The organism is Desulfurococcus amylolyticus Z-533, assembly GCF_000513855.1.
GTDB classification, from domain to species: domain Archaea; phylum Thermoproteota; class Thermoprotei_A; order Sulfolobales; family Desulfurococcaceae; genus Desulfurococcus; species Desulfurococcus amylolyticus.
In genome coordinates this window covers 542906-565311 of record NZ_KI911318.1, presented here as the reverse complement: position 1 = coordinate 565311, position 22406 = coordinate 542906, and the positions used below count along the sequence as shown (strand labels likewise).

17 protein-coding genes are annotated in these 22406 nt (G+C 47.5%); 11 read left to right on the top strand and 6 right to left on the bottom strand.

The window, feature by feature from the left end:
- Positions 1 to 57 precede the first annotated feature (57 nt).
- Entirely contained in the window at positions 58 to 318 is a 261-nt protein-coding gene (locus tag SPHMEL_RS03010; protein ID WP_232216732.1) for a TIGR00304 family membrane protein, read from the top strand.
- A 1-nt stretch (position 319) separates the two neighbouring features.
- Positions 320 to 607, top strand: a complete 288-nt coding sequence (locus SPHMEL_RS03005; RefSeq protein ID WP_232216731.1) for a hypothetical protein — start codon at positions 320 to 322, stop codon at positions 605 to 607.
- Between the two features lie 131 nt (positions 608 to 738).
- Here the strand turns inward: SPHMEL_RS03005 and lpdA are convergent, their stop codons facing one another.
- The 3 genes from lpdA to gcvPA are packed head-to-tail and all read right to left on the bottom strand — an operon-like array spanning position 739 to position 5089.
- On the bottom strand, positions 739 to 2109 hold the full coding sequence (gene lpdA, locus SPHMEL_RS03000) for a dihydrolipoyl dehydrogenase (RefSeq protein ID WP_042667303.1): 1371 nt from the start codon (positions 2107 to 2109) through the stop codon (positions 739 to 741).
- Complete coding sequence (gcvPB, locus tag SPHMEL_RS02995) at positions 2106 to 3671, bottom strand: aminomethyl-transferring glycine dehydrogenase subunit GcvPB (protein ID WP_042667302.1); 1566 nt, start codon at positions 3669 to 3671, stop codon at positions 2106 to 2108. Before gcvPB ends, lpdA begins: the two co-directional genes overlap by 4 nt.
- A complete protein-coding gene (gcvPA, locus tag SPHMEL_RS02990) occupies positions 3671 to 5089 on the bottom strand; it encodes an aminomethyl-transferring glycine dehydrogenase subunit GcvPA (RefSeq protein WP_042667301.1) in 1419 nt (472 codons plus the stop codon). Before gcvPA ends, gcvPB begins: the two co-directional genes overlap by 1 nt.
- 99 nt (positions 5090 to 5188) lie before the next feature.
- Between gcvPA and gcvT the strand changes: the two genes are divergently transcribed.
- The 5 genes from gcvT to SPHMEL_RS02965 all read left to right on the top strand — a co-directional run bounded on the left by gcvT (position 5189) and on the right by SPHMEL_RS02965 (position 9786).
- The gene (gene gcvT, locus SPHMEL_RS02985) at positions 5189 to 6298 is read left to right on the top strand and encodes a glycine cleavage system aminomethyltransferase GcvT (RefSeq protein WP_042667300.1); all 1110 of its coding nucleotides are present in this window, start codon (positions 5189 to 5191) and stop codon (positions 6296 to 6298) included.
- A 99-nt stretch (positions 6299 to 6397) separates the two neighbouring features.
- Positions 6398 to 7696, top strand: a complete 1299-nt coding sequence (glyA, locus tag SPHMEL_RS02980; protein ID WP_051401038.1) for a serine hydroxymethyltransferase — start codon at positions 6398 to 6400, stop codon at positions 7694 to 7696.
- A 36-nt stretch (positions 7697 to 7732) separates the two neighbouring features.
- Positions 7733 to 8161 carry a glycine cleavage system protein GcvH gene (gene gcvH / locus SPHMEL_RS02975; RefSeq protein ID WP_042667298.1) on the top strand — a complete coding sequence of 143 codons (429 nt, stop codon included), beginning with the start codon at positions 7733 to 7735 and terminating at the stop codon, positions 8159 to 8161.
- Positions 8162 to 8219: 58 nt separating this feature from the next.
- The gene (gene deoC, locus SPHMEL_RS02970) at positions 8220 to 8924 is read left to right on the top strand and encodes a deoxyribose-phosphate aldolase (protein WP_084322104.1); all 705 of its coding nucleotides are present in this window, start codon (positions 8220 to 8222) and stop codon (positions 8922 to 8924) included.
- 1 nt (position 8925) lies between these two features.
- The gene (locus tag SPHMEL_RS02965; RefSeq protein ID WP_042667297.1) at positions 8926 to 9786 is read left to right on the top strand and encodes a spermine/spermidine synthase domain-containing protein; all 861 of its coding nucleotides are present in this window, start codon (positions 8926 to 8928) and stop codon (positions 9784 to 9786) included.
- A 36-nt stretch (positions 9787 to 9822) separates the two neighbouring features.
- Here SPHMEL_RS02965 and SPHMEL_RS02960 read toward each other — a convergent pair whose 3' ends face one another.
- Together SPHMEL_RS02960 and SPHMEL_RS02955 are read right to left on the bottom strand one after the other, a co-directional pair.
- The gene (locus SPHMEL_RS02960) at positions 9823 to 10695 is read right to left on the bottom strand and encodes a DUF4350 domain-containing protein (RefSeq protein WP_042667296.1); all 873 of its coding nucleotides are present in this window, start codon (positions 10693 to 10695) and stop codon (positions 9823 to 9825) included.
- Positions 10688 to 11200 carry a hypothetical protein gene (locus SPHMEL_RS02955; RefSeq protein WP_232216730.1) on the bottom strand — a complete coding sequence of 171 codons (513 nt, stop codon included), beginning with the start codon at positions 11198 to 11200 and terminating at the stop codon, positions 10688 to 10690. The genes SPHMEL_RS02960 and SPHMEL_RS02955 overlap by 8 nt, the downstream gene beginning before the upstream one ends.
- A gap of 210 nt (positions 11201 to 11410) precedes the next feature.
- Here SPHMEL_RS02955 and SPHMEL_RS07500 point away from each other — a divergent pair, with 210 nt between their 5' ends.
- Genes SPHMEL_RS07500 through SPHMEL_RS02935 form a run of 4 tightly spaced genes read left to right on the top strand, consistent with a single transcriptional unit; the run spans position 11411 to position 21293 of the window.
- Entirely contained in the window at positions 11411 to 14389 is a 2979-nt protein-coding gene (locus tag SPHMEL_RS07500) for a DUF1156 domain-containing protein (RefSeq protein ID WP_084322102.1), read from the top strand.
- Positions 14389 to 17811 carry a DUF499 domain-containing protein gene (locus SPHMEL_RS02945; protein WP_042667294.1) on the top strand — a complete coding sequence of 1141 codons (3423 nt, stop codon included), beginning with the start codon at positions 14389 to 14391 and terminating at the stop codon, positions 17809 to 17811. The genes SPHMEL_RS07500 and SPHMEL_RS02945 overlap by 1 nt, the downstream gene beginning before the upstream one ends.
- 10 nt (positions 17812 to 17821) lie before the next feature.
- Complete coding sequence (locus tag SPHMEL_RS02940) at positions 17822 to 18265, top strand: hypothetical protein (RefSeq protein ID WP_042667293.1); 444 nt, start codon at positions 17822 to 17824, stop codon at positions 18263 to 18265.
- Complete coding sequence (locus tag SPHMEL_RS02935; RefSeq protein WP_042667292.1) at positions 18231 to 21293, top strand: protein NO VEIN domain-containing protein; 3063 nt, start codon at positions 18231 to 18233, stop codon at positions 21291 to 21293. The genes SPHMEL_RS02940 and SPHMEL_RS02935 overlap by 35 nt, the downstream gene beginning before the upstream one ends.
- 240 nt (positions 21294 to 21533) lie before the next feature.
- Here SPHMEL_RS02935 and SPHMEL_RS02930 read toward each other — a convergent pair whose 3' ends face one another.
- Positions 21534 to 22160: a class II aldolase/adducin family protein gene (locus SPHMEL_RS02930; protein WP_042667291.1), complete on the bottom strand. Its 627-nt coding sequence runs from the start codon at positions 22158 to 22160 to the stop codon at positions 21534 to 21536.
- Positions 22161 to 22406 lie beyond the last annotated feature (246 nt).

Sequence of the window (22406 nt, the reverse complement as noted above, 5' to 3'; positions counted from 1 at the left end):
TATTAACCCACATTAACCTATGGATTAATAGGTGCCGGATTTAAGCGGTGCTACATGATGATGGCGTTACTGGTGTTCTTCATTGGATTACTGGTCTTTATCGTAGGTATAGTCCTCGCTGTGATCGCAGCCTTACTTCAGGGAGCCCGGGGAAACGAGGGTGGTATGAGTGGCGGTGCTGTAATAGTGATAGGCCCCATCCCCATAGTGATAGGGAGTGATAGGGAAGCAGGTAAGACGCTAATGATTTTAGCGATAATACTATCGCTTATAGCGTTCCTACTATTTCTAATCCCCTATATATTAAGGGTGATGTAGAGTGTCAGTGCTTGCGAGGATGGCGAACTTATTAATGCTCCTAGGGATAGTATTAATGACGCTGTCAATAGTGTTCTTCACGCTTGAATCATTTAAAGACGCCGGCACTGGCACGGTGTCTGGAGGGGGATGTATAATATTATTCATTATACCTATATGCTTCGGGTTCGGTGAACACTCCACAGAACTCCTATTTATCTCTCTGCTACTAGCGCTCGCATTGACAGTAATATTATTGATCACCGTGTTCTCCACATATAAGAGATCACGCTGGAATCAGGATCTGTAAAAACGGAAACCCGACTAGGAAACATATTCTATTGAAGAAGCCCAGTCTTTCACCCTATACAGTTGAATGCTGTATGACTGGATATGAGGTATTGAAAAATATTATTGATGTAGTTGCTAAGAGTGAAAAACCTACTTCTTGAGTAAGTGTACTGGATTACCCAGCAAGTACTCGGCGAAGTCTCTAAGGGACTCAGATACTGTTAGATGCGGGTAGGGTATCCTGGAGATGTCTCCAAAGCCTATTTTACCAAGGTATAATGGTATATATGCCGAGATAACCTCTGAAGCGTTGGGGGCAACTATATGTACTCCAAGTATCTTCTCCTGCCTCTCATCGAGCAACACCTTTATGAAGGATTGCTTGCCGCCCTTAATCTTAACCGCTGAGAGATAGTAGGCCGGTATCCTCACCTTAACATATTTCACTCCCCTGCTTGTTAACTCCTTCTCGGTGTAACCTATTGACGCGATTTCGAGCCCTGTGAATATAGTGGAAGGTATGGATGAGTAGTCTATATGGAAGCCCTCCTCACCACTCATCCATCTAGCCGCTGAAATACTCTCTAATATAGCCTTGTGAGCGAGCAGTGGTCCCCCGACAACATCGCCTGAGGCGTATATGCCTGGTATGCTTGTCTCCTGTCTCTCATTTATCTTTATGAAGCCCTTCTGATCCAGTGCTATATTGTTCTCAACTAATCCAGCTTCCCTGGTTCTAGGCTTTCTCCCAGTTGCTATTAATACCTTATCCACCTCAAGCTTCAAGCCGTTTGAGAGCTCTGCTAAATATTTGCCACCAGTCTTAGTCATGGATTTAACCGTCGTCTTCTCATATATCTTCACACCCCTTGAAGAGAGATGCGTCTTCAACGCTTGCGCGACATCCCTATCCATTGTAGGCAGTATGTGATCCATTAACTCCACTACTGTAACACCTACCTTGAAAGAGGAGAGGATATTGGCTAGTTCGACACCTATTACTCCACCACCGATTATTAATACTTCACCGGGTTTCTCCCTCATGTAGAGGGCCTCCCTGTTACTTATTATTCCCTCGCCGTCGAATGAAACCCCTGGTATTGGTGAGGGATCTGTCCCTAGGGCTAGAAGTATTTTACCGGCTTCAATCCGCCTCTTCTCTTCCCCGGCACTAATAACTATCTCACGCTGTGTCTTGAGGACGGCCCTGCCCTCTATTACGTCTATCCCGTGTGACTCGAATAAACCCTTAATTCCCTCCCGGCTCTCCCTCACTACCTGTGATACCCATTCAACCAGGTTTTCCCATTTAACCGAGGCTTCACCACCGATCTTCTCAATGCTCCTAATGGCCTCAGCTACCTGGTAAAAGGCTTTACTGGGTACGCATCCGTAGTTAGTGCATTCTCCACCGATCAAGTGTTCCTCTACGACTGCAACCTTTAAGCCCTTCTGAGCCAGGTATATTGCTCCCGGGTAGCCTCCCGAGCCGGAGCCCACTACTACCGTGTCATATCTCACTGAATTTCCCCCCTCATCCTCCTGACATGTACTCTCCATGTGGGTGTGACATGCTTGGGGTGATTAGCCTTGAGGACATCAACTCTTCCAACACTAGTGTTCCTTGGCCATGTCTTAGGTTCGCTTGGATTGCTGTAGGCTATCTTACTGATCTCCTTGAGTCTCTCAGCATACTTCTCAACGTTCTCCGGTGTCTCGGTCTCAGTGAACTCTGTCATTAATGCTTCCTTGACTATTAGCGGGAAGTATATGGTTGGAGCATAGAATCCAGCGTCCAGCAGTCCCTTCGCAACGTCTTCAGCTGTTACCCCGACCTCGTCAGTCATGGGCTGCGCGCTCAGAACTACCTCATGCTTCCTGAAGCGTCCTCTACCATATGGTATATTATATCCTTTCACGTTCTCCATGAGCTTCATGAAGTAGTTGGTTATGAGTACAGCGTGCTCTGTGACCCTTCTTAATCCCTGTGGACCCATGCTAAGGATATATACGTAGCCCCATATCAGCGGCGTTATATTACCGAAGAAGGCCTTAAGTAATCCAGCACTATATTCCCCGGGTCCCTTCACCCTGTACAATCCCGTCGACTCATCATAGACGACCCTGTAGCCTGGTGCAAGATCCGAGAGCATTATATTCTTTTCACTATCGACAACCCTATCCTTTATACAGATTGGCCCGGCTCCAGGGCCTCCTCCACCATGGGGTGCCCCGAAGGTTTTATGTATATTCAGGTGAGCTATATCGAAGCCCATGTCACCGGGTCTCGCGTAACCCATTATCCCGTTGAGATTTGCCCCGTCATAGTATATTATTGCGTCATGCTTATGCAGGAGCTCTGCTATCTCTAGTATGTGTTCCTCGAATAATCCTAGAGTGCTTGGATTAGTTATCATTAATCCAGCCGTTGACTCCCCTACAACGGATTTCAACGCCTCCATATCTATGTTGCCATCCTCAGCAGATGGGATCTCTATAACTCTGAAACCAGCCATCGCCGCGCTAGCTGGGTTTGTTCCATGCGCACTGTCAGGTATTATTATATCTGTCTTCTTATCCAGTTGATTCTTTACCTCGTGATACCTCCTTATAGTTAATACACCGGCTAGCTCCCCATGTGCCCCAGCCGCTGGATGCAATATGCATGTATCCATACCTGTTATGTTTGCAAGCCATTTCTGGAGCTCATACAGGATCTCCAGTAATCCCTGAACCGTTCTCTCATCCTGTAAGGGGTGTAGATTAACTATCCTTGGATCGCCGGCTATCTCCCAGGCTATCCTCGGGTTATACTTCATAGTACATGAGCCCAGGGGGACGGGACCGTTGTCTACCCCGTATGATGCTTGAGAGAGGTTTGTGAAGTGCCTTACAACCTCAACCTCACTTAGCTCGGGGAGCTCTGGATCCCTTGTCCTCTTCATTTCCGGTGGTATGTCTATACTGCCCACGCGTTTCTTCGCTACATCCTCTGGCTCCGGTACCAGGAAACCTATTCTACCCTTGCTCCCGAGTTCGAATATTAATGGCTCCCAGTTCCTAGCCTGTCTGAACCTGTTCATTACCTTCCCACCTCCCGGATCACCTTACCGAGGGCCTCGATTAACCTATCTATAGCCTTTACGGAGTGTAGTTCCGTGAAGGCGTAAAGGGCTGTCTCACCTAGTTCAGGATAATACCCGCCTATGTAGAGTCCTCCATGTAACCCGTGTTCAAGTAGTTTCTCATGTATCACCGAGTACTTGACCCCTGCTTCATTGAATGAGATGGGGAATTCATTGAAGAATTCAGCCTTGAAGACCCTTCTCAAGCCGATCTCGCTTATCCTGCTTGCAGCGTAGTGAGCCCTATAGTATATGAGTTCAGCCAGCCTTCTAAACCCTGTCCTACCCAGCAGAGCCATGTAAACGGCTGCCGCTACGGCCATCAATGCCTCATTAGTGCATATGTTAGACGTAGCCTTCTCCCTCCTTATATGCTGCTCCCTCGCCTGCCACACCATCGCGAATGCTTTATCTCCTCCATCAATGGTAGTCGTCAACCCTATTATCCTCCCAGGCATCTGTCTAACCAGGTTCATATCGTATTTGATGGCGAATATCCCGAGATGAGGGCCGCCATAGTTCATGCCTAATCCAAGTGATTGCCCCTCGCCTACAGCAATATCGGCATCTAGTTCACCAGGGGGCTTAAGGATCCCGAGGGCCACTGGGTACACACCTGTGATGAATAATGCCTGCTTCTCATGGGCTATCTCGCCAATGGCTTTAGCCTTGTCCTCCACGATACCGAAGAAGTTGGGGTACTGGATGTATACTGCTGCTGTATCATTATCGATCATTGATTTAAGCGCTTCCACATCAACCGTGCCCAGCTCCCTATCATAGGGTATGGTTTCCAGCTTTAATCCATGAGGCTTGACATATGTTTCCACAACCCTTTTATGGAGGGGGTTCATGTTGGCTGGTAGCAGGATCTTCCTTCTCCCCTTTCTAACTCTGAAAGCCATTAATACGGCCTCGGCAATGGACGAGGACCAATCATACATTGATGCGTTAACTATATCCATCTCAAGCAGCTCAGCCATCATGCTCTGATACTCGAAGATTGCCTGCATTAATCCCTGAGATATCTCGGCCTGGTAGGGTGTGTATGCTGTGAGAAACTCCCCTCTTGAGATAATGTATTTAACAATGGGAGGCACGTAGTGAGGGTAGACCCCTCCACCCATAAATGGCGGGGGATTGAAAACCCTGTTTTTAGCCAGCTTTTCATCAACGATCTCTTTGGCCTCTATCTCGGATAAGGGCCTTCCCACACCTATCTCCAGTCTATTCCACTCGTCTTCCCCTAGCAGTACCTCCCTTGGTATATCGTTGAAGAGCTCGGTAATGCTTTTAACGCCAATTACATCCAGCATTTTCTTAAGCGATTCCTCGGTGGAACCAGGTATCCAAGGATGAGGCCTCGTTTCAACCACCCAGTAAACAAATAATGTTTTCGAGGTATATATAGTTATAACTGTGTATGGAACCTATAAATACTTAGATAGATAAATTAAAAACTATGGTGTATAAAAATGTCCAGGATACCTTTACTCGAATACTATATTGGGAAGGGGGCTGAAACAGGTCTATTCGGGGAATGGGAGGTACCATACCGCTATACCAACGCTATCGAGGAGCATATGGCTGTGAGAACGAGCGTCGGGCTCTTCGACGTATCCCACATGGGGAGAATATTGTTAAAAGGCCCCGATGTATTACCATTCGCCCAGTACATATACACTAAGGACATCAGTAAGACGAAGGAGCACTTTATGAGCGGCCCGATGCTAGCATTGAATCAATGGGCTAGAGTAAAAGATGATGAAATGATGTATAAGGTAAGCGATGAAGAATGGCTCCTGGTAACAAACGCCTTAGCCAGGGAGTCAATGCTAAACTATTTTGAGAAAGTAAAGGGTGAGAAGGGGTTCAGAGTTGAGATAGCGGATTTAACGTTCAATTACTCCATGATAGCACTGCAAGGTCCCCGTGCAGCCGAAGTAATGGAGTCGCTTGGAGCAAAGTGGGCGGGCGACCTCAAGGTCCTGGAGTTCCGTATGAATGAGGAGATACATGGGGTCAAAACCTTCTTAGTGAGTAGAAGCGGATGGACTGGTGAGGATGGATTCGAGATCTGGGGTGAGCACGGTGAGATGAGGAAGCTGGTTGATCTACTTGTCTCGAAGGGGGTTAAACTAGCCGGGTTAATAGCCAGGGACACCCTGCGTATAGAAATGGGCTTCGTGCTGGGCGGGCACGAGTACGGTGAGGACCCGGTGAAATTCCCATGTGCCCTAAGCCTGAGATACGGTCTCGGCGCGATCACATGGGAGAAGAGGGGCTTCGTAGGCGAGGAAGCATTAAGGGCCTGTAGACGTGAAGGTGTTAGATGGATTAGAGTAGGGTTAAAGCTGGGTAAGGAGGCCGGGAGACTGTTTCCACGGCAGGATGCTGGAGTATACTCTGATGATGTATGGGTTGGATGGGTTACCAGTGGAACCTACTCCCCAGTCCTCAACAGAGGTATAGCGATGGCTTATGTGGACGCTAGGTACGCTGTATTCAGTGAGGAGTTAGCAGTGGATATAAGGGGGAAGCGATACCCTGCTAAAATTGTTGACTTTCCATTCATAAAGAAATGAATATTTATAGGATCGTGAAGACATAGTAAGGTAAATGTAGGTGGATTGAAATTGGTATATGAATCAGGTGAAGCCCTAGGCATAGATGCTCTTAGAGAAATGTATCCAGACCTCAACCAGGTATTAAGCATCACCATAAACCACACGGTATGGAGGAAGCGGCAAACAATAAACATGATTGCAAGCGAGAATGTTATGTCACCCCTTGCAATGCTCGTGTACCTGAACGACATGATGCATAGGTATGCAGAAGGGAAGCCGTATAAGAGGTTCTACCAGGGGCTCATATACGTTGATGAGTTAGAGGTTAAAGCCCAGGAGTTAATGGGTGATCTCCTAGGCACTAAATACGTGGATTTAAGACCTATAAGCGGTACGACGGCGAATGCGACGGCCTTTAGAACATTCACGAAGCCAGGTGATAAAGCAGTAGTTGCCCCCGTTCAAGCCGGTGCACACGTAAGTCACACCAGGTATGGGACCCTTGGGGCGCTGGGCATAGAGCAGATTGAGATGCCGTTCAACATAGAAGAGTGGAATATAGATGTTGATAAAGCCAGGAAGCTCATTGAAGAAGTCAAGCCGAAGATAGTGACTCTGGGCGGCTCACTCTACATATTCCCGCATCCAACCAAGGAGATCGCTGAGGCAGCGCACAGTGTGGGGGCTAAGGTAATACATGATGTGGCACATGTCTTGGGCTTAATAGTTGGAGGTGTATGGGAGAACCCGTTGAAGCTTGGGGCAGATGTAATCACCTCGTCAACGCATAAGACATTCCCAGGTCCACAAGGCGGAGTATTCGCTACCTCAAACGAGGAGGACTATAAGGAAATGGGTAAAGTCGTCTTCCCAATGTTCGTCTCCAACCACCATCTCCATAGATTAGCTGCAATGGCTGTTACAGCAATAGAGATGAAGCTCTGGGGCTCCGAGTACGCTAGGCAGGTGGTTAGAAATGCTAAAGCACTAGCGGAGGCCCTTGCAAGCGAGGGCTTTAAGGTTGTGATGGAGAGCAAGGGTTATACCACGAGCCACCAGGTGGTAGTAGACGTTGCAGAGCTCGGCAGAGGCACCAAGGTAGCTAAGCTACTAGAGGACGCCCACATCATAGTCAACAAGAACATGCTACCATGGGATAGGCCGGAGGATGTCAAAGATCCAAGCGGGCTGAGACTTGGAACCCAGGAGTTAACCAGGTGGGGTATGAAGGAGGGCGAGATGAAGGAGATAGCTAGGCTCATGAAGATGGTTGTGATAGATAAGAGGAGCCCAGCTGAAGTGAAGGAGAAAGTCATGGAGTTCAAGAAGGAGTTCATGGAGATACACTACGGCTTCAAGCTGACGAGGGAGGATGAGGTAAAACTATTAAAGATAATGCTTCATGCGGAAACTTAATATTATCCGGCCGCATAGCTATACATGGTGGGATACATGAGTGAAGTCATTGTAGAGGTTAAGGGTAAGAAATACGTTGTTAAAACGGATAGAAGGTACACTGAGACAGATGAATGGGCTCTCCTCGAGAACGGGAGGATCAGGGTGGGTATAAGCGACTATGCTCAGAAGGAGCTCAAGGACATAGTCTCGGTTGAGCTACCCGAGGTCGGGAGAGTAGTGAGGAAAGGGGAGGAGCTGGGTATAATAGACTCCATTAAGGCATCGTCATCGTATTACGCGCCGGTGAGCGGTAGGATAGTAGAGGTAAATGAAGAGCTATCCACGACCCCGGAGCTCCTTAATAAGGACCCCTATGGAGCCGGGTGGATCATCGTTATCGAGCCATCGAACCCGAAGGAGTATGAGGAGCTATATACTCCTGAGAAATACTCTGAGAAAATAAGGAGCGGGAAACAACACTAGTTTTTTTAACTCGTTTCTAATTCACTTGATAACCCCGAGAAATAAAGAGGTGTTGTACTTGTTTACACAGTTTGTTGAGAAGCTGAGTGTGAGAGAGCTGGCAGGCATGATTGATCATACTTTACTGAAGCCCGAGGCCGATTTAAAGCTACTTGATAAATACATCGAGGACACTAGGAGATATGGGTTTAAACTACTCATGATCCCACTCTCACTCGTTGAGTACGTGAGGGAGGTAGCTGGTAGAACAATAGATGTTGGCGTGGTAGTAGGCTTCCCACTCGGTAACACATCTACAAGAGTTAAAATAGCTGAGACCGTTGAAGCTGTTGAGCAAGGTGCCAGCGAGATAGACATGGTTATGAATATAAACTTGTTCAAGTCGAGGAACTATGAGTACGTTAAGAGGGATATAAGAGGAATTGTTGAGGCGGCTAGGTCCAAGGGGGCTAGAGCCGTTAAGGTGATCATTGAGACCGGGTTGCTCAGTGACGAGGAGAAGAGGAAGGCGACGGAGCTAGTCGTGGAAGCAGGGGCGGACTTCGTGAAAACATGTACGGGGTTCCTTGGATCAGTTGCAACAGTACATGACGTAGATATATTGTATAAGGCGGCATCCGGTAAGATAGGTGTGAAAGCGTCTGGTGGTATAAGACGCGGGCTGGATGCCCTAGCATTAATAGCTGCAGGCGCATCTAGGATAGGTACTAGTTCAGGGGATAAGATAATCGAGGACTTTATAAGGATTAAGGAGGGGAAGTAGGGTGTCCGGTGAGGAGGGATTATGCTTATTTGAACCAGCCGGTAGATCATTCAAGCTATTATTAAGGGTCCTCAAGGTATACGCTGTTGAGAAATCGCCATACCAGGAGATAATATTCGCCGAGCTAGATGGCTTCGGTAAGGCGCTTATAATAGATAACTTTATACAGAGCACGGAAGCCGATGAAGCATTATACCATGAACTACTCGTCCACCCAGCGATGGTGCTCCACCCGAAGCCATCTAGGGTTCTAATCATCGGTGGCGGCGAGGGGGCAACGCTCAGGGAGGTCTTAAAGCATAATACTGTTAAAGAAGCCGTAATGGTGGATATCGATCCCGTGGTGGTAGAGTTCTCGAAGAAGTACCTTGAACACATGCACCAGGGGAGCTTCAATGATCCGAGGTCAAGGGTGTTCATCATGGATGGATTGAAATATGTGGCTGAGGCACCCGACAAGTACTTTGATGTGGCAATAATGGATCTCACGGATCCTTACGCAGGCGAGGCGGCGAAGCCCTTATACAGTGAGGGATTCTACAGGAGCGTTAAAAGAATACTGGGGGATAACGGTGTTCTAGTCACACAGGCTGGAAGCAGCTACTTCTATACAAGCGAGTACGACTATGTGGCCGGTAATATTAGAAGGGTCTTCAAGTATATGGCGGAGTATAATATATGGATACCCAGCTTCGGGCTAAACGTCAACTTCATCATCGCATCAGATACCCTAGACCCGAGGAGTATTACCCCAGGAGACTTCGATAAAAGACTCATGGAGAGAGGGGTGAAGACAAGGTTCATTAATGGCGAGCGGTACAACGGTTTATTAATGTTCGGTGTATTGAAGCCTCTACACTGATTCTCTTTTTGAAATATACATGCTACGCCACTCCTTTTAACGCCGGGGGATCCGGCTGTGAGATATTGAGAGTCCTAGTTTTAAAAGCACTGCTGTAAGAATTGTGAGTATTATCGTTAGCACCGCGAGGAGCTTTAGGAGGGGGTTACGTATATATAGTATGGATTCGAAGGCGTCTGATGCTAATAGTATGAGTCCCCTGATATACTGTGTAATTACGCTGGTCGATGAATAAGCATATGTCCTGCCACCCTCGTATACCACAAGATCCCTCCCATTGCTCACAATATCTATGAATAACCTGTTACCGTACCAGGCCCCACCCTTTGATAAAACCTCGTTGATAACCAGGCTTGAATCACCTATCGCGATAACCATTCCCCTACCTATGCTACGGCTTAAACCGGTTGTCTTATCATTGACGCGGCATAAGACCGTGTAGTTGCCTGTCGAATACACCACGGTGTACACGTCGAAAACAACCTTTATATTCGCGTTCCCCACACTGCATACACCAGTAGCTATCTCCTGTATAGCCGACGTGTCCCCCAAATATATATCGAAGCCCCGTAACAACTCCTCGGTATTCATAGTCTCATCCATCACAATGAGTAGTCCTCCATCCTCGATCCATTGCCTGAGCCGGGGTGAGGCGTCCACACGCGTGTCTGGCCCCACGATTAACAGGGCGTGTTTGCCTGGGTCATATCTATAGATATCGTCTAAGGAATAGATGATGTCCACCCTCCTCTCCAATGCCTCACTACTGGTGAAGATAGTGAGTCCACCGGGCATGTTATTGTATACTGAGGGAGGATCCCCAACTAGCTCCCCTCTTATCCGTACCCCAGAGTACCCGGTTATAAGTAGTAGCAGGATGAATACGCCGAACCAATATACTTTAACCACTTGATCCACCTCCCTCCTCGATGAGTCTAACAACCTCTAAGGCATCATCTCTATGTTGATCACCGTAGACAACGTCTTCATATACCTCGCTAAACCTCTTCAAGACCATGGAGATCCTTAGACGAGCCAGCTCCCTCGGCGTACACGTGCCGCATCCATGGATACTCCTAAGCTTTCTCAGGGTGCGCCATAGTATCTCCTTGACCCCTGTATAGGAGTACTGTATTCTCAGGTCATCCTCCTTGCTCACGGAGATCTTAAACATGGTTGAACCCCGGGGCATCCTCGTCGAGGCAATGGATAATATGAGCAATGCTATTATGAGTAGTGAGGCAGCTGCAAGTAGTATGAGCAGCGGCATCGATACACCTTGCTGCAGGGGGCCCGTCATGGTGCCATGAATACCCGTGGTCGTGGTTACAACACTATGATTCGTGCCTGGGGCAGGGTTTTCACCAGGGGTGATCACGGGCTCGGGGAGCGGTAGGTATCTCGGTGAACTCAATTGATTCTCCCTTCCCACCAAGGTAACCTGGTTTTATTATATGGGTACTGGATATAATATTTTCATGCACCACAGGCTATACTCTAGCGGTATCAACGGGTCTGGTAGTAGGATCACCGTTCACGCTCATCCTGAAGGCGTGTAGTCGCGGGTTAATCTTTTTATCTTCGGGCTTGATTAGAGATTATTGATATTTGCCTGGTGGCTTCTATGGATAGAAGGTTTATCGAATCCCACCAATTCCCTGTCGACAGGGTTAGCGAGGCTTCTTCTAAGGAGAAGCAGGGTGGTGGTAGGCCCCCGTACTGGGAGATGGTGTTCTGGTGGACTAGGAAGCCCCTTGCTAGTGCTAGAGCCGTTATCGCGGGGGCTCTCCTACCCGATTCTATCTCAAGGGAAGAATTCATGTATGCTACCAGGCTCTCCGGCGTTGAAGGCGTCCCCCACAGGAACAACCCGTTTATACCGGCTAGATACAGCGATATATTTAGGCAGGCTAGGCTCCTAGACCCGTTCTCAGGATTCGGCTCCATACCCCTCGAGGCTATCAGGCTCGGCGTAGGAGAGGTTGTAGCCGTAGAGCTCCTCCCGGTAGCATACGTATTCCTCAAAGCAGTCTTAGAGATCCCGAAGTGGGCTTCTGACAGAGGGCTTGGCGAGAAGCTTGTAGAGGATGTAGGGGAATGGGGGGAGTGGGTTCTTGGGCAACTGAGAATGGACGGGGACATCCAGGAGCTCTATGATGGGGATACTGCTGTATACATTGGTAGCTGGGAGATTAAATGCCCCCACTGCGGGAGGTACACGCCTTTAATTGGCAACTGGTGGCTGGCGAGGACATCTAGAGTTTCATCCGAAGAATCCGAGTCCGAAGAGGAGGAAGGGGTGAGAAAAGGGTTGTTCCAGAGACTGGCATGGATGGAGCCGGTTAGGCAAGGGGACACGGTACATATAGGGGTTGTAGACTTGAATAAAGAACTTGGGAGGACACATGTAGTAGCCAGGGTAAACAGTAAGCAGGGGCTAGTAGAGGTAGAGGGGAGGCAGTACAGGGTGCCGAGGCCAAACATAGACGCTAGGAGGGAGACGGCGATATGCCTTCTGTGCAACAACCAGGTGGGGAAGGTGGGGGGAGAGTGGTATGTTAAAACAGCCCTCAGGGAGTGGAACCAGAACCTGGAGAAATACTTGTCAGGCCAGATGACACTAAGGCAACTACAGGACTCGAGAGCAATGCCGAGACTACTGGTAAAAGTAAAGATAGTAAACGGGGAATTAGTCTTTGAACCCGCAACACAGCAAGACAACGAGAAGCTGTGGAAAGCACTAGAGAAGCTGAGGCAGATGTGGGGAGACCCAGACATACCGACAGAGCCAATACCACCATACGGAAACATAGGAGCTGGGCTAAGATTTCCAGTCCATATCATAAATAAGTGGTATCAGCTCTTCAACCCGCGCCAGCTCTTAACCCTGGTCAAGCTCGTCAAGCTTGTCAGGGAGGCTGGGAGGAAGGTCGAGGAAGAGAAGCTGAGAGAAGGCTGGGACAGAGAAAAAGCACACAAGTACGCGGAAGCAGTAACTACATACTTAGCAATAGCATTAGTAAAGTATGCTAATTATAGCTCTCTTATTGCTGTGTGGAATCCATCATTAATAATGGCTTATTCTCTTTCAATGAGAGGTATAGCTATGGTCTGGAACTGGGATGACATGGTTCCTTGGATCAGCTGGACAGGGACTTATGCAAGGAATCTTAAAACATTAGAAGAGGGGCTTTCATACCTTGTTTCTGCTGTTAGTGGTAGTCCTAGTAGGGTTAGGGTTCTGCTCGATGATGCTACTACTCTTAGCAGGCTTGGAGATGAGAAGTTTGATTTAATCGTTACCGACCCTCCTTATAGGGATGATATTGCCTACGCTGAGCTCAGCGACTTCTACTACGTCTGGCTTAAGAGGGCTCTTAGCGATGTCAAAGAGAGTTTCGGCGTCTATAGGCTTTCCCCTAGATTCTACCAGGAGGCTTTCTTCGACGAAGCTGGCAACGAGGTTGAGACCCAGTGGAAGAGGTTCGCACCTAGGGAGGTTAGCGAGGTTGCTAGCAGGGGGAAAGCGTTTGGGAGTGGTGTCGGCTCTTTCGAGTACTTTAAGAGACTTCTCGGGGAGTCTTTCAAGGCTATGGCTTCTAGGCTCAGGGAGGACGGGGCTATAGTTACCTTCTACGCTCATACTAGCCCGGATGCTTGGGAGGCTCTACTAGAAGCAGGCTGGCTTAGCGCTAGGATGAGGATTACTGCCGCCCACAGTATTGTCACAGAGTCTGTTCAGAGGGTTACCGCCCGCGGTAAGGCTGCTCTAGACACGTCTATCGTAGCTGTCTGGAGGAGGGGTGTTGCCGGGGAGGCCCTCGCCGGGGAAGTATACGCTAAGGCTGTAGAGCTCTGCAAAGACTTCGCTTTCAGGGCTAGGGGTAGTGGATACAGGGGCCCGGATCTTTTTGTCGCCACCCTGGGCTGTGTACTATCCCAGTTCACACAGTACGAGAGGGTCCTAGGGACAGGTAACTCGAGCAGGCAGGGTGTCCAGGGGCTCGTAGAGAAGTATGTCTACCCGGCTGTTGCAGAAGCTATAGCCAGGTCTCTCGGCGCCCTAGCCCCCGAGACTAAGCTCAGCCCGGTAGCCCTCTTCTACCTGTTATCGAAGACCCTTCTCGAGAGGAGTAGGGCTGCTAGGAGGTCTATGGATAGGAGCACACTGAACCTCTTCGTCATCGGCACCAGGAGTAGCTTGGAGGAATTGGAGAAACTAGGCGTTATCGACAGAGACGGGGATAAGGTAATACTGCTTGAGCCTGGGGCAGGGGACGACCCGAAGACCCTGCTCAAGCAGCTTCTTGCCGATAGGGGTGTTAAGCTGGGCCAGCCAACTATAAGATCCTCGATAGACGCCCTCCACATACTAGAGTACCTGGCTGTTACACAGCCGAGAGAAGATTTTCTCAAGGGATTCAAAGACTTGGAGTCAAAGTTCCCGCAGCATATCGAAGAAGCAGTATCACTAGCCAAGGCCCTCGCGAGCGCCCTCCCAGAGAACGAAGCCGAGAAGAAGGCTGTGGAAGCAATGCTAAAGGCTCTTGGCATACAGTTTAAGAAGGGCCTTGAAAGTTTTTTCAAAGAGGTGGGTAAATAATGGTTTTAGCCGGGAATAATGTCATTAGAGAAGACGTGTTTAGAGAAGAGCTCGACGAGAAGCTTGCCCCAAGCCTCGGAGGGATCGTCCTAGGCAGTGAGCCAGAGATCTACAGGGAACCGGAGAAATTCTTCTCAATAACACTTGTAACAGAGCAGGTAGCAGAGATAGTTGCCAATATCGCCAAAGTACTTACGAGCGGCGAGGGGACGAAGGTCATACTCCTCAGCGCATACTTCGGCGGCGGGAAAACCCATACCCTAATATCTCTGTTCCACGCGCTGAAAAACCCTCGGGCACTGGAGAGAGCTGTAGTAGAGAACCAGGGGGCTAGGGAGCTGATAAATAGGGCTGTCGAGAGCCTAGCCGGTATCTCTAAATCTATAGACATAGTTGTTATCGACGGCCATACAGAGGCTCTCGCACCGACACCGGTCAAACCGCTTGAAGTAGGCTCTTACAGGGTTCAGACCCTGTGGGGCTATCTAGCCCATTCCCTGGGGAGCTACAGTTCTCTGAGAGCACACGACGAGAAGATGGCTGTCCCAGGCGTGGATACGCTGGTCAGCCTCTTCTCCAATAGGAGAATTATTATACTAATCGACGAGATTGCTGCATATGTAAAGTCTCTCTATGTATCAGCAGACCAGGGTCTGAAAGGGTATGCTTCAGCTATATCAACATTCATGGAGAGACTGGCTAAAGCTGTTGAAGCATCCCAAAATATTGTTCTCGTAGTGTCCCTCCCAATGGCTGTAAGCGGTGAGGAGGTTAAGGGGGTTGAGAAGGGATATGAGGTTGTAAGGGATATTCTCGAAAGCATCGTTAAAGCTCTCGCCAGGGTCTCTTCGAGATACATAGAGCCTGTCACCCCCAGGAATATACCTGCTCTGTTGAGAACGAGGCTCTTCTCCTCCATAGACGGCTCCAGGAGGGAGCATGTGAGGAAGAGCCTGCTCAGCGCTTACCAGAACAGGGAGGTGTTCGACGAGAACCTTGCTAGAAGGGTTTCAATGGAGGTCGATGAAACATATCCGTTCCACCCCCTGTACATAGATACGTTAATAGATATTCTCGACAAGCATGAGAAGCTGCAGAAGACAAGGGACTTGCTCAGGATCAGTAGGCTGGTATTGAGGAGTATTGTCAGAGATAGAGATTACTACGAACTCGTGATGCCGTGGCACATCGACCTATCGAACCCGGGAATGTCCACTTATCTCTTAAGCGGTTATGAAGGCTTCAAAATAGTCGTAGAGTCAGATGTGAAGGAGAGGACGAAAAGCTATGAGAAACCCTATCTAGCGGAGCTAGTTTCTAAAACACTCCTCGCTAGGACATTCGTCTACGGAGGAGTATTGACGCCGAGGGTAGAAGTCTTCCCAGATCCTTATGAGCTAGCGGTAATGGTCTACGAGCCGTATACATTCCAGGCTAGGGGCCTCCTCGAAAAAGATATTATAGATGCTATCGAATGGGTGAAGAGAAACCTCATCTACGTGCTGGAGGATGAGAGAACAAAGAGGCTGTGGTTTACACAGTACATAACGCCTATCAAATACATAGAGGAGCGGGCTCAACGAGTACCGCTCTCGGACGCTGTCACAGAGATTGTTGATACAGCGAAGAAACTTCTCGTCAAGAGCACTAAAGCTAATAGTAGCAGGAAGGCTGAGGGAGCGGAAGTTCCTAAGGTATTTGATACAGAGCTCTCGACAGTCTCGTACAGGTGTGATAGATTAGACTATGATACGCAGAAATACATCGTATACGCATGTATAGACGTACCTGATGACATGGGCAGGAAAAAATCTCTGCTAGAAGAAATCATATACTATACCAAGAGCGGGGGTCTGAGAAGATACGCTAACACAGTTTTTGTCACGTACCCGAGTAGGAAGGATAAGTTCCAAACCGCTCTCGAGCACATTAAAAGAGTTATCGCGTATAAGGAGATCGAGAGAGAGAAGGTTATAGAAGACTTAGCTAAGACCTATGGTGGAGAAGCCGATATTGTTAAAGAGGTTTTCAAAAACAAGGCTAAATCGTACTATCTCGAGGAATATGGAAAAGCCCTTGCGAGCATCCTCCACATGTTTGATGCTATAGCATACCCTGGTTTCTCTGATAAGGAGGGGAATACCGTTATAGAGACGTATACACAGTTCGATGAAACTATCATAGGTAGCGTAGAAAGTACACTGAGAAATATACACCCAAGCAAATTCGTTACAAGCATGGACTTTGATACCCTAGCCTACTACCTGGGTTGGCTAGGTGTAGACTTGAAGAGAGCGGATATGGTGAAAAACGTTGGGGAGATAATAGAGTATTTCTACACGAATCCACGCCTACCAATAACAACAATCGATACGGTTAAAGAAGCTATTAAGGAGGGTGTTAAAAACCTTGAAATCGGTCTGAGGTGCGGTGATAGGATATACTATAAGGTTGTGGATAAATGCTCCTCGGAGTCCGAGTGCCTAGGAGTTAGTATGGCGGAAGGAGAAACACTAACTAATATCTCAGACAATTGCCAGGTCCTCCCATGGAGTACTGCATTAATCGAGCAGATGAAAGCTCTTAGAAAAAGCTATGAAGTGGTTGGAGGTGTAGCAAAGGTTATTGAATACTTTATCAACTATGATGGGGAGTTGAAAAAGGTTGAAGACGTTCTCGCAGATATCAGTAGATACGACCTCGAGACGCTGAAAAGGACGGCTCTTCTAAGACTTGAGAGGAAGGTATCTATTATTGTTAAACCGGATTCAGTACAAGTAGTCGCTATACCTGGAGAGGTGATTGAAAGAGTATTTACTATCGAGAGGATCGGCCCATTCACCGGGAATATAGTAGTCGAAGCTGACAAGGGTTCTGTAGAACCACGGGAGATCACTATAGATGATACAAGGAATAGGGCAGAGGTCATATGGAGGTTTAAAGCCCCTGACACAGAGGGTAGTTTAAACATATCGCTTAGGGTTAAGGGTAGCGACGGCCTGGAGCTCTCTTCTTCAAACATTAGCGTCAGGGTGGAAAGAGAGAAGGCGAATCGTATAAAAGGCCTGCCCCAGCCGGGTACCAGGTTCAGAGAGATGGTAGTAGAGATAAACCAACCTAACCTAAAACCCCTAAAAATACTGAGTACAAGGTTTAATGTTCTTACAATAACTGGCGGTAGTCTAGAACTATCTTTTAAGAGGGGTGTGAGAGAGTCCAGGGTATATCTAGAAGTTAGGGATATAAGTATTGATGAAATGATAAATATAGCTTTAAAACTTCTCGAAATGTCATCCCCCGGGGAAGTGAAGCTAAGAATATCGCTTAGGCTGGTTGCCAGAGACTATTATGAGATGCCGAGCCTCAGCGAGAATGAGCTGAATGAATTGCAGCCGTTTGTCTACGAAGTATCCCTAGAATAGGGCGTGGGACATGTCGTCTGAGACCCCTCTGGAAAGATACATCGTCTTCGGGTATAAGACCGTTGGTAAAAAGTGGAGGAGAAGGATCGAGGTTTCCAGATTCTATCATTCCGGGCCTGTGAGGGGGGTGAAGCCTTTCTTCGAGGCTAGGGTTGGGAAAGGGCATATAGCATCCTTTCTAGACAGTATATCTGCACAGTATAAGAGAATAAGCGACAACATTATTGTAGTGTATGGGAGCGACCCCGACTACTATATCAGGAGAGCCATCGTCTACACTGGGATAAGGCAGTACATCGATCCAGGTGCATACGAGATTCGCGAGCTAGTGGCTAAAATGAGTGAGATAGAAACAGTCTTCTGGTATTCGAAGCTTATTTATGCATACGAAAACAGCGGCTACTGGGGTGTATATAGAGTTGCAAAATCGTTCAGAACACTATACAGGATATGAGGCGGGTAGTCCGGCCCTCTATCTGGTTAAAAAGGTTCTAGAAGGCTATAGATACCACCCATACATATTTATGCTGCGTCAATCTCCCTTAGAAGACCCGGTGTACCCGTATGCGCATCAAATAGAGCTTCTCGCATATCTTTTCCCAAGGAATCCGATAAGGGTTTTAATAGGAGACGAGATCGGCTTAGGAAAAACAATCGAGGCAATAATGGTTATCAAATACCTCCGCGAGCTAGGTGTTGCTGGAAGAGTGCTTATACTAGTTCCAAGGGTTCTCATCGACCAGTGGGTTGGAGAACTTTTGAGAACGGGTTTCCCGAGAGACGGCATATATCGAATAGAGAGGGATACTATAGATAGGTTGAAGAAGCTCGGATTCCCGCAAGGCGTATACATAGCATCTATAGATCTTGTGAAGAGGGATGAGTATAAAAAGGATGTAGCTGAGGTGGAATGGGATATAGTAGTTGTTGACGAGGCTCACAGGGTTGGTAAAGTAGGTAATATGGAGACCCAGAGGTATAAATTCGTATCCGAGATAGCTAGGCAAAACACGAACATCCTCCTACTCTCGGCAACCCCCCATAGAGGGAAGGCCGAGGACTATATTGAGAGGCTGAAGCTTGTAGACCCGTTTCTGAAAGCGGGCGTGAAAGAGCTTGATTCAGAGAGCTTCTATAGGCTGATAAACGGCGTTCTAGTTTTCAGGAGAACAAAGATGGGTGTAAATGAATTGTATGAGAAGAAGCCGATATTCAAGCAGTGTGTGTTCAAGGCGAGAATCACTAAGGCTAGTGGGGTAGAGATAGAGTTTCACGAGAAGCTTGTAGAGTTCCTTAGAAATGTGTTAATAAATTATTATGGTAGGATCGGTGAGAAACCATCTGCGCTAGGCCTCCTGCTTGTCTTAATAGCTAAGAGAGCTTCCTCAAGCCCTAAGGCAGCTCTAGCCACCCTGGATAGAATAATACTCAGGAGATCGGCGATGTTAGCGGCTTTGGAGAAAGGCGGTGCCGGGGTAGACGTGAAAGAGCTTGATTCGGAGGCGGATGAGATCGCTGAGACGTTTATGGGTTACGGAGGCTATGAAGAATTCGCCAGCGAAGAGGATATGAAGAAGGATATAGACGATATTATCAATAGCTTCGTTGAGAAGGCTTCGGTAATTCTAACAGACGTAGATATAGAGGATCTTAAAGAGCTCCATAGACTGGCAATGGATATTATCACTAGTAAAAAAGATTCTAGGCTAGCTACAGTTTTGAATATTGTAAATAAGCATCTCGAGAAAGGCGATAAGATAGTTGTATTCTCGGAATTCAAGGACACCGCTAGCTACGTATTCGAAGGGCTGAAGGAGGCCTTGCCTGAGAAGTGGTCGAAGAAGATGGTTCTAATAACATCCGACGGTGTTGTACCCTCATGGGATAGTTCAAAGACCCCGAGACAATATGATATCGAAGATGTTAAGGAGTGGTTGTCTAAAGGCCGTGTAGACGTTATAGTGTCGACGGATATTGCTGCAGAAGGATTAAACCTCCAGAAGGCAAACATCGTTATACACTACGAGCCTCCTTGGAGCCCGATTAAAATAGTCCAGAGGATTGGAAGGGTCTGGAGGCTTGGTCAGGAGAAAGATGTTTACAGCTATACAATACTGCTCCCAGTTGAAAGCGATTATAAAGCCCTGGAAGTCTTGTACGCGAAGCTGTTATCATGGTATATCTCCGGGATCGAAAAAGCTGTCCCGATCGGTGAAGAGCTTGAAATAGACTTTTTGAGTAAGGGGGCGGGGGCAAACATCGACCTAGCAGTCTTCACGCCTGTAACAAATGAGAAGGGGGAGAGGGTGCGGTTCAGCGAGTACAAAGCGTGGCTAGAGTATATTCGTGGTGGTGGAAAAGCCCTGGAGGAGTACATTACTAAGATCCTGGCGGTGCTGAAAGAGCTCAAGAAGACAGCTGAGAGTATAAGGGCGGAGAGAGGGGATAGGAGGCTGAAGATCCAAAAATTGTTAACCGATGTTCTCGGCGGGCTAAGTGGGGTAGAGGCGGAGGAAGCATTGAAAAAATTGTTTATTTCTCTTTCAAAAATAGCAGGATACGAAGTGAGGATCGATGGAGACAAGATATTTGCGGGCTCCTTTGTAATCGAGCAGGGTAATATAGTGAAAATCTATAAATCGATAGAAAATATTGTAAGAGATATCGAGTGGCCGGCTCAGAGACTAGTAGTAATATCTAAGCCTCCGCAGGCGGATTTCAACGAGCTGATCCTATATATAGTTTATGCGAATAACGGTGGGAGGCCGTTCTACAGCGAGGTCGTCGGGGTTGCCTGGAATGCTCAGGGAGTGAAAGAAATATTGAGAGGCCCCAAGCTACTCGAGGTCTTAGCCGTACTAATAGAAAATATTTATACAGTCGCCCACGAGGTGTCTCATGCAGAAGATCATTCTAGGCATAAGGCTAGTTCAAAAGGTAGAGATAGTGTAAATTACCTCATAAACCCGTTCCTAAGCTATATAAACTCGGTTGAGAAGGGTTTCGGTAGCGAGCATACTAACTGGGAACCGAGGTCGTCGAAGGGGGTTTCAGTAGAAGCCCAGGAGATTGGTAGGATATACATTATCGGCGCAAGGCCGGGGTCCACGGCTACGACTCCGCCTCCACCAATAGCTATTCAAGAAATTGAGAAGAGGGCTATGGAAATAGCTATGGAATACGAGAAGAATTGTGGTAGAGTACCAGAGGATGTCAGTAGATTTGAACACTATGATATTAGAAGCGTTGATCCAAAGACGGGAGAGACGAGATATATAGAGGTCAAGGGGAGGAGCGAGAGCGATATAAGCGTTGAGCTGACAGAGACGGAGTTCGACTACGCGAAGAAGCTGGGCGATAACTACTGGCTATATATAGTATTCAACATAGCTAAGGAACCCAAGCTGATTGCTATTAGAAACCCAGCTAAAAACGCTAGATGGCTGGAGATAGGCGTGAAAAGATATAGACTCCTTGGCTGAGATCGCGAAGTCGGAATAAGAGGGAAACCTTATAGCAGTGAAACCTGGTTTTAAAGGTCTTTCAGAGATCGTATTTGCCAAAAATATATGGGCGTCAATGTTCACAACACTACTTACAGTGCTAGGATTAATTCTCTAGGTTTATGATATGTTTTATTGAACTCGAGTTTCCTCACGGGATCGATAAATATGTTGTATTTGATTCACGAACTCGATAATAGACGAAGGCTGTAGGGTATTTTATTTTCTTATGAGTCTGGTTATCGCGTGATCCGGTACTAGCGGGGTCTTCCCGTTTGTTAGGAGCTCCGATAATATGTATACCTGGGAGAGCCTCTCGGTTAAGACTAGTGCTTCGAGTGCGTCCTCGAGGCTCTCCCCAATGCTTATGACGCCGTGGTTTGCTAGTAGTACTGATTTACGTCCTTCAAGGGCTTTTACAGCGTTCTCGGCTAATTGTGTTGTACCATATGGAGCAAACTCGGCTACCCTGATATCGCCTCCGAGTATTAGCACTGCTTCCTCGATTATGACTGGAAGCGGTTTACGTGCTACAGCTAGTGCTGTGGCGTAAATGGTGTGAGCATGGATTACAGCGTTCGCATCCATGCGGGCTCTATATATAGCTAGATGTAGGTTGATCTCAGAGGAGGGCTTGTTACGTCCCTCAATGACCACACCGTTTTGATCTACTACGACAATATCCTCTATATTCAGCCTGGATTTAACCAGGCCGCTGGGCGTTATGAGTACGTGGTTTACTCCAGGTATCCTTATACTTATATTACCTGATCTCCCATGATTCAACCCCTTCTCCTCTAGGAACCTCGCTACCTCAACTATCCTCGCCTTGAGATCACTATACATGGAGCCACCCACCCTGAAAGCTGGATCAAGCGATTACTTGATTCAAGTCTTATTAGAAGTAAAAAAGGAAAATATTAACTTAGCTCCTTGATAGATATATTTATCATATATGTATATGCTATGGATCTTATATTATATACTCGTTGAAGCATTCAACACTTAAAGGGGCAGCTCTTTAATGCTATTATTATGTCTAATGTCTTGTACGCTGGTTTAAATATTAGCAGGTATCTCCCGAGGCCTGTG

What these genes read in the sequence shown, in the direction of transcription:
- SPHMEL_RS02930 (WP_042667291.1), bottom strand. Translation starts at nt 22,160, where the DNA reads ATGTATAGTGATCTCAAGGCGAGGATAGTTGAGGTAGCGAGGTTCCTA.
- SPHMEL_RS02945 (WP_042667294.1), top strand. Translation starts at nt 14,389, where the DNA reads ATGGTTTTAGCCGGGAATAATGTCATTAGAGAAGACGTGTTTAGAGAA.
- gcvH (WP_042667298.1), top strand. Translation starts at nt 7,733, where the DNA reads ATGAGTGAAGTCATTGTAGAGGTTAAGGGTAAGAAATACGTTGTTAAA.
- glyA (WP_051401038.1), top strand. Translation starts at nt 6,398, where the DNA reads ATGTATCCAGACCTCAACCAGGTATTAAGCATCACCATAAACCACACG.
- SPHMEL_RS02940 (WP_042667293.1), top strand. Translation starts at nt 17,822, where the DNA reads ATGTCGTCTGAGACCCCTCTGGAAAGATACATCGTCTTCGGGTATAAG.
- gcvPB (WP_042667302.1), bottom strand. Translation starts at nt 3,671, where the DNA reads ATGAACAGGTTCAGACAGGCTAGGAACTGGGAGCCATTAATATTCGAA.
- SPHMEL_RS03010 (WP_232216732.1), top strand. Translation starts at nt 58, where the DNA reads ATGATGGCGTTACTGGTGTTCTTCATTGGATTACTGGTCTTTATCGTA.
- gcvT (WP_042667300.1), top strand. Translation starts at nt 5,189, where the DNA reads ATGTCCAGGATACCTTTACTCGAATACTATATTGGGAAGGGGGCTGAA.
- SPHMEL_RS07500 (WP_084322102.1), top strand. Translation starts at nt 11,411, where the DNA reads ATGGATAGAAGGTTTATCGAATCCCACCAATTCCCTGTCGACAGGGTT.